Source organism: candidate division KSB1 bacterium, assembly GCA_022562085.1.
Taxonomy (GTDB): Bacteria; Zhuqueibacterota; Zhuqueibacteria; order Oceanimicrobiales; family Oceanimicrobiaceae; genus Oceanimicrobium.
The window spans coordinates 1-8,335 of sequence record JADFPY010000195.1 but is presented as its reverse complement, the minus strand read 5'-3'; the positions used below and the strand labels follow the sequence as shown (position 1 = coordinate 8,335).

The following is an 8,335-nucleotide window of genomic DNA, read 5'->3' as shown; positions in this document are numbered from 1 at the left end:
CTTCGAGCTGCCTCACTTTGCTGCGGGCATTGCGAGCGTTCCGGAGATTTACCTCTTCGCCATTCATCCCGATGACGACATCTCCTTGTTTCAGTCCAAACGGTTCCATTTCCTCAGTAACCGAGGCAACGACGAGTTTGCCCTCCATTACCGTGACTACATAGCCAAGAGCCGGTGCTTTTTCATTATCCTGAACCTCGGGCGAATACTTGATTCCCAGTTTGCCATAATATTCCTCAAGGGGAAGAGACTCAACGCCAATAACATACTTATCAAAGAAATCAGCGATTTCCGGATGGGTCATTTCAGCAAGATCATTAAAGAAGTTTTCCTCTGAAAAAGAGTTGTCAGGACCATATTCCTGAGCCAACTCATTGATCACCTCTCGAAATCCGCGCTGTCCTTTGGATAGCTCCAACAATCTGATATCCAGCAATCCAGTCACAATCGCCCCTTTCATATAAATATTCGGATGGAGTCTAACATATCCTTTGGAAAAAGCTTTACCTGCGAGCTGGGTGAGACTCAGATCCTGCGGGAAATGGTCGCTATGATTTAGCTTTTGTCCCAGCATTTTTAGATAAGCGTCGAGGTCCATCAGATTTGCCCGTAGCTGCAGGATCTGTGCAGCCCATTCGGTGGTTCCCTCATACAGCCAGAGGTGCTGCGAAGGCTCCGGTGTGACGAAATTGAACTGCTCGATGATCTCACTGTGGATGTTCAGTGGCGTGACGATATGGTAAAATTCGTGGGCCATGTGTTCAGATAGTGTGCCTTTCAGGAGTCTCTCAAAATCATCTTCGCTGTAAGAATAGATCGAACTGTAAGAATGTTCCCAGGCTCCCAGGGTGACATCTTCAAAATGAAACAGAAAAGTGTAACGGTCGACCGGCAGGCCATTCATGAAATCCGCTTCGGCATGAAGAATCTTGTCAACGCTTGCCATGATTTGTTCGGACTGGACCTTGCCTGTTTTAGAATAGGTATAAATTTCTATTTTAGAATCACCGATTTCTAACTCGGACATACTGAGTTCGCCAAGCAGGAATGGCGAATCCACAACGTGGTCATAATTTGTGGCGCGAAAATAGCCGGATTGATCGCGGTCAAGCGCGGTGCCTAATTCCCACTCTTCCGGATAATCGAGCTTAATCTTCAGCGGCCGGGCCTGCATGCCGGTCGGGTATCCAAACACACATTGGCCATTGATCTGAACGTGATCATCTTCGATGGAAGATCCGCACATCGCATAGATTCGGTTTGAATCAACGGCTGTATCCCAGGTCTCGGCGATGGAGTAGGAAATGATACTTGTTTTTTCCGGTTCAAGGATTCTCCATTGGTTGGTTGAAACCTGTTCAGTTTTAAGTACGGTACCTGCTTTGTCAAAAGCTTGAAAGTCACGGACAAAACGTCCCATATCCATAGTGATGTAAGTACCAGGCGCCGTCGAAGCGAATTGATAAACCGCATTCTTTTCGGTGAGATCATCGACATATAATTTTACTTTGAAGGTGTCGTCTGACCGGTCATTCAGGTCTACTTCATAAATCAGCGGTGTGACTCCGTTCGCGCCATCTTTTTTTATCAGCGGGTTTGAACAACTAACAATGCACAAGCACAAAACAGCGACAAGAAACAATCTAAATCTCATGGTTCTACCTTTTTGCTAAAATTTATTTTTAAAATTAATGACATATTTTGGGGAAGATTTGGCAGAGAGATACGCGGGTGGTGACAAATTGTTTCTTGCTGCTCCATTTCATTATTATCTGTAGGGACCGCTCCGGCCTCCCCCCCCGTTGGATAAACGCCCGTTTCGAGTAAAATCATCCAATGTTGATTTAAGCAACCATAGTTTATAATCTCCGCTTGATCTAATCCATCCAACGGGGTGCGGGGTCCTCCACGGGCTTCAGGCGCCTCCTTCCCGACTTCATTATTATATTTTTAATGAAGGAAAATCGGCAAGGGGTCGCCCTCCGCAAGCAGTTTAATTCCCCCTTTGTAAAAGGGGCAGGGGGATTTACAATACTCGTTCCCAAGCTCCAGCTTGGGAACGCACTTTACCGGGAAGCTCTGCTTCCCCACGAAACACGTAGGGAACGGTCGCGACCGTCCCTACCAAGATTGACAAAACAAATGAACTAAGGAGGTTATAGAAAATGAAAACCCAAATTTCCAGCAACACTTACCTCATTCCCAAGCCTGCTTGGAAACGCACCCTTACAATACTCATTCCCAAGCTCCTGCTTGGGAATGCACTTGCAATTTTACTCATTTTATCGAGCATACTCCCCCTAACCGCCGCAACCGACACTCCGGAAGAAAAAGGCCTCGCCATCGCAACCGAAGCGGACAAACGCGACACCGGGTTTAAAGATTCCTCATCCGAGTTGGTTATGATTCTGCGCAACCGCCATGGCCAGGAAAGCATCCGTGACATGCGCAACAAAACTCTCGAAGTCGATAACGACGGCGACAAAACCATTATCATTTTCAACAAACCGCGAGATGTCAAAGGGACCGCTTTTCTCTCCTTCACCCACAAAAGCGGCCCCGACGACCAGTGGTTGTATCTGCCAGCGCTCAAACGGGTAAAACGCATCGCCTCCAATAATAAGTCCGGTCCTTTTATGGGCAGCGAGTTTGCTTACGAAGACATCGCCTCCCAGGAAGTCGAGAAGTACACCTACAAATATCTGCGCGATGAAGAATACCAAGGACTCGACTGTTTTGTGATCGAGCGCTACCCCGTCGATAAAAAATCCGGCTACACCCGCCAGGTCGTCTGGCTTGACAAAGCCGAATACCGGGTTCAAAAAGTAGACTATTACGACCGCAAAAATGACTTGCTCAAAACTCTGACATCAAAAAATTATAAACAATACCTCAACCAATACTGGCGCCCGGATGAAATGCACATGGTCAATCACCAAACCGGCAAAAGCACAACCCTGATTTGGAACAACTACAAATTCCGCAACGGCTTCACCAAACGCGATTTTGACAAAAACAGTTTGAAACGGGCGAGGTAGTTAGAGAAACGAAGAGCGAGAAGCGCAGAGCGAAAAATGAAAAACCCGAAGAGCGAAGAACGCATAAGCGTAGAACGAAAAGATACAAATTTGCGAAATCGCTCCTCGCTTCTCTCTCATTCGCTCTTCGAGTTTCTACGCTTCTCGCTCTTCGCCATTTCGCTCCTCGTAATGGCTCCCCAGCTAAACGCCCAAAGCCTCGAACTCTCCGGCTACCTCGCTGCCGAGAGCCGCATCTTCCCGCAGTCACCTCTGCTAGGTGAACAATACGAGGTTGGAAATCTCTCGCTTTCATTGCAGCCCGAGTTTTACTACGAATGGTCAGGAGGGGACCAAAGCATTTTGTTTGTGCCATTCGCACGTCTGGACCAGCACAACGGCGAACGCACACATTTTGACATTCGCGAGTTTTACTGGCAGCGAGTTTGGCATTCTTTCGAGCTGAGCATTGGCCTGCGTAAAATTTTCTGGGGCGTCACCGAGTCTCAACATCTGGTAGATATCATCAATCAATCCGATTTGGTGGAAAACCTCGATACGGAAGACAAACTCGGCCAGCCCATGGTTAATCTCACTCTGATTCAAAACTGGGGCGCTCTCGATTTCTTTCTAATGCCCTACTTTCGGGAACGGCCATTTCTTACAAATGAGGCACGCCTGCGAATTCCCGCACCTATTGACACCGACTTAACCGGGTACGAATCTAACGCCGAGGAAAAACACCTCGACTGGGCGGTGCGCTGGTTTCATACGCTCGGCATTTTTGATATTGGCCTGTCGCATTTCTCAGGGACAAGCAGAGAGCCGGTCATCATCCCGACGATCAATATAATCGGAGCGCCTTTTTATCACACCATTGATCAGACCGGGCTCGACCTGCAAGCCACAACGGGCGGCTGGCTTTTAAAACTCGAAGCCATCAATCGCTTTGGACAAGGCGACCGCTTTTTTGCCACCACGGCGGGCTTTGAATATACCTTCTCCAACATCAGGAACTCCGGAATCGACGTTGGCCTGATTATGGAATATCACTACGACGAACGCGGCAAAGAAGGCCTCGCCCCATTCGATGATGACATTTTTTTCGGTTCCCGCCTCGCTTTTAATGATGTGCAAAGTACGGATATTTTAGCCGGCGTAATTATCGATAGAGACCGGCGCAGCAGCTTTTTAAATCTGGAAGCCAGCCGCCGCCTCGGCGACCGCTACAAACTCGAAGTGGAATTCCGCGGCTTTGTAAATGCCTCCTCCAAGGATATCTTTTACGGACTGCGAAAAGATCACTATTTCCAGTTGGAGTTGGCGCGCTATTTTTGAGTGGGGAACAATTGAATGAGTGAAAAGTAAACAACAATCTGGATATAAATTAACCCCTCAGTTCAGCAAGGTACTAGTATTTGTAGTGACGCAGGTTGTAAACATTGAATCAAACTATTCTTACTTATAACACTCCACCTCATTTTCATTCTGTGCAATAACAACCTGGCTAACCCGCAAGCGATGAATTACCACGAAACTTTGAAAAACCACCAAAACTCATTTGAAAACCAAAAACTCCCAAATCAGGCTAGGCAAGCTTGTCGGGTTAAGCCAAAAGTTAGGCCAAAGATGGAAAAACTGCTTTTCAAACTACCTCAAGAACACCATTTTGCGACTTTGAACAAATGAGCCTGCTTTTAAGCGATACAGGTAGACTCCACTCGCCACCTGATTCCCCGCATGGTCTCGACCATCCCACTCAATCTGATGAGCGCCAACAGGTTTTCTTTCATTAACCATTGTTCTGACTTCCTGCCCCAACTGGTTGTAAATCTTTAATTCGACATCACTGACCGTTGAAAGCAGGTAGCTGATGACTGTCGTTGGATTGAATGGGTTGGGATAATTCTGATCTAAACTATAAGATCCTGCTTGATTTAGATGTTTATCTCTAACGGTAACAGGGATGTCCCAATCCAGTATATTGGCCCAAATATCAAAACCTGATTCACCGGCCCTATTATCTATCCATGTATTATATATTTTGTTATTAAAAAGAACAATATCTGGGTAATCTTGATAACCTGTGGATGTATTGGTTATGCGAAAATTACCCCCAATAAGGATGCCTTGGGATGAGAACCGTTGAGCGTAAACGTCATTATTTCTTGTCGCCCACGCAATAACAAAATCTCCGGCGTCATTCGTAGAAAGAGGTAAGGACCTATAAGAATCGAAATTTGGTTTTTCTTCTATAAAACGTATGCTATTTTCTAAAGAGATTCCTTTTTTATTAAATCTTTGTAATACCACGCCCCATCCTGACTTGTTAAACCAACTAACAATAATAATACTATCCTTAAATGTCACAGATGGATTGAGATGGTTATCATTGCTCGCATTTGTTATTTGGATTTCATTACCTAAAGGAACTGCCTCGTTTGAGAACACTCGTGCATATATAACTATATTAACCAAAGTACAAAAATCATAATATGCATGGCGATGATCTCTCCAGGCAACTACAAAATCTCCATCTTCATTAATAGCCATTGCCGGTTGATCACTACCTACAATACTAATATTACCGCAGTTATTTAGCTGTAGACTTGATATTTGATTTAGGAGATTGGTGGAATCAATATTACTAATTTTAAAATTATCACCTATAGGTAACGCTTTTGAATCATAAATTTGCCCGTATATTTCTTGATGTCCTTCTCGTGTATCTGTCCAAACAATTACAAATCTTCCATCAGGAAAAAAATTAACCACGGATTGCCAATGATTATAATCACCGATGTCATCATTCACTTTGAAATATGTTTTGTTTAGTGCTCCATCAAATGTAAAAAAGCGAGCATAAATTTCGTTTCTTCCATCCTCTTCATGTTGCCAGGTTATAACAAAATTTCCCTTTTTATCCATTGCAACATCATGGCCTTGCGGACTAATAACATTAGTTGAATTGTCGGTTACCAGAAAAGCCCCGTCTAATGGTGATCCTGTTTCTGTAAATCTTTGCAAATAAATATCAAAATTTTTATCAAGGCGGTAATCCAGCCATGTTATAATAAAATTCCCACTACCGTCCACTGCGATTTCCGGTTTATTTTGCGAAAGTGTCCCTTGATTTTTATTTACATTAAAATTATCACCCAGGGCCTGTACGAATACGTCATTAGAAAATTGTTGTACATAAATATCTTGAATATTTCGATAATCGGTCCATGAAACGATAAAACTACCAAAGTTCTTCTGTGGTATTGCCGGTTGGCTCTGAGTTGCATTACCTTCATCTTGATTAATTTTGAAATTACCTAGAATACCGACTCCATATTTATTATATGCCTGTCCATAAATATTCGCTTTAACCATCCATACAATTACGAACCGTCCATAATTGTCAATTGATATTGCATATTGGGGAGAAAAAGATGAATTTTTTTGTGTGTTAACTTTAAAATCTCTTTTTAATGGAGACCCGTCTCTAAAAAAACGCCGGGCGTAAAGATCATACGAATCAGTCCAGGCAACAATAAAATCACCATTATTATCCATCGCTATTCTTGGAAATCTGAAGACACCGGTTATTTTAATATTTATATTGGGTCCATTTAAATTTCCTTCTCTTGATAACTTTTGTATGTAAAGCCCTCCATCTCCCAAATATTGCCAAACGGCAATAAATTCTCCTTTTGAATTGGCGGCAAGATCTGGATTGGCGATTCCTTCATCATCATTTATCTTAAAATTATTATTTATTGCAATTCCATCTTCTGAATATGCCTGGCCATAGATGTCGGGTTCAGTGTTACTGTTTCTATAATCACGCCAAATAACTATAAAAACGCCTGAGCTGTCAACAGCCACTTGTGGATGATTACCACTAAACTCATTTACTATCAAATTTTTACCAGCCTTTGTGCCATCATATAAATAGCGCTGAATAAAAATTTTACCTCCGCTTTGCCAGACAATCACAAAATTACCAATTCCATCCATTGAAATTTCAGGATTATTTTGTTCACTTTCCAGCCCGCCATCATTAACTTTAAAATCGCTACCTACGGGAGTTCCATCTTTTAAAAATCGTTGGGCATACATATCATTGTTTGCACCATTGCGTTTTTCTTCCCAAACAATTACAAAGTTACCAGAATCATCTAACGCAACCGAAGAATGGTTTTGCGAACCATGCCCAGTGTCTTCGTTCACTAGAAAATCAGGTATAAATGCATTTAACTTATTAACATACTTCTGGTTAATAACCTGTGTGTTTCCAATTTTAGCTAGAATTGCTAAAAAAATGAGTATTGATAAAAAAGGAATGGATCTATTCATGATGTGAACTCATAAATATAGATAATAATTCTTTGCAAAAAGATAGTTTGTATTTTTTTAAAATCAATATAAAAAAACACCCCTGCAACTCCATAAGTTCCAAAAAGCCTAACATATAAGTATCCGATTTTCGTCTATCATGCTAGATGTCATGATAGACGATCAGTTGCTCTTTTTATTTATGTCTTCTAATCGCATAAGCAGTCATTTGTCATGATATCCGACTAGTGCAGCTTTTTTATCATCCATAGGAAATGCTGGATACCTCTCGCCTAAACACTGCATAAATTAAGAATACGAAGCCAAAAAGTCAATAATATCACGTGAAGGAAAAGATTAGCAATTCGTGTGCAATTATGTCCTTTATCCTAAACAACAATCTGCCAGATCATCATCGCGCCAACTCCGATCAATGCTATGGCCACCAAACGTCTCAGCTGAACAATTGGCAAACGATGCGCAATTTGTGCGCCAATATATGCACCGGCCGCCTGGGCGATTCCCAGGTGCAACCCCAATCCCAGATCGATCTGACCATAGAGCCAAAAGCCAATCACTGCAAAGAGGGCAATCGGCAGTTGAATAGCCTGACTGATGCCGATTGATTTTAACGCCGGGTAATGCAAAGTTATCAGGATTGGCACCAAAAGAACCGGCCCTCCCGTCCCGGTTAAGGATGAACCGAAGCCAACCAAAGCACCGATAAGTATCAACAACGGTTTTCTGAAATCGGGTATGACTCCGGATTCATTCTGACGATTGATAAACACATTTATCCCGGAAAAAGCGATCAATCCAGCCACGATCAAGACCAGCACGTCCGTATTGAGATGGGTATTTACACGCGCCCCGAGTAGCGCTGCCGGAATAATCCCAACACTTAACCACAACACTTTTTCCCAGACAATCGATCTTTTATTGGCATAAGTGAGTGTACCAACGATGCCTGGAAACAAAAAACTCAAGCTGCTTGC

At 43.1% G+C, this 8,335-nt stretch carries 6 protein-coding genes; 2 read left to right on the top strand and 4 right to left on the bottom strand.

Annotated elements, in window-relative coordinates; translation table 11 throughout:
- Both IH879_14950 and IH879_14945 read right to left on the bottom strand, forming a co-directional pair.
- Positions 1-1,654 (bottom strand): peptidase (locus IH879_14950; GenBank protein MCH7676231.1); only part of this gene is annotated, 1,654 nt, incomplete at its 3' end.
- On the bottom strand, positions 1,651-1,890 hold the full coding sequence (locus tag IH879_14945; GenBank protein ID MCH7676230.1) for a hypothetical protein: 240 nt from the start codon (positions 1,888-1,890) through the stop codon (positions 1,651-1,653). The genes IH879_14950 and IH879_14945, both read right to left, overlap by 4 nt.
- A 275-nt stretch (positions 1,891-2,165) precedes the next feature.
- Here IH879_14945 and IH879_14940 point away from each other — a divergent pair, with 275 nt between their 5' ends.
- Both IH879_14940 and IH879_14935 read left to right on the top strand, forming a co-directional pair.
- Entirely contained in the window at positions 2,166-3,038 is an 873-nt protein-coding gene (locus IH879_14940; GenBank protein MCH7676229.1) for an outer membrane lipoprotein-sorting protein, read from the top strand.
- A 36-nt stretch (positions 3,039-3,074) separates the two neighbouring features.
- Positions 3,075-4,355: a hypothetical protein gene (locus tag IH879_14935; GenBank protein MCH7676228.1), complete on the top strand. Its 1,281-nt coding sequence runs from the start codon at positions 3,075-3,077 to the stop codon at positions 4,353-4,355.
- 312 nt (positions 4,356-4,667) lie between these two features.
- Here the strand turns inward: IH879_14935 and IH879_14930 are convergent, their stop codons facing one another.
- Together IH879_14930 and IH879_14925 are read right to left on the bottom strand one after the other, a co-directional pair.
- Positions 4,668-7,361: a T9SS type A sorting domain-containing protein gene (locus tag IH879_14930; GenBank protein ID MCH7676227.1), complete on the bottom strand. Its 2,694-nt coding sequence runs from the start codon at positions 7,359-7,361 to the stop codon at positions 4,668-4,670.
- 368 nt (positions 7,362-7,729) lie between these two features.
- Positions 7,730-8,335 (bottom strand): sulfite exporter TauE/SafE family protein (locus IH879_14925; protein ID MCH7676226.1); only part of this gene is annotated, 606 nt, incomplete at its 5' end.

Coding starts and splice junctions, on each gene's coding strand:
- IH879_14940 (MCH7676229.1), top strand. CDS start 2,166: ATGAAAACCCAAATTTCCAGCAACACTTACCTCATTCCCAAGCCTGCT.
- IH879_14935 (MCH7676228.1), top strand. CDS start 3,075: ATGAAAAACCCGAAGAGCGAAGAACGCATAAGCGTAGAACGAAAAGAT.
- IH879_14930 (MCH7676227.1), bottom strand. CDS start 7,361: ATGAATAGATCCATTCCTTTTTTATCAATACTCATTTTTTTAGCAATT.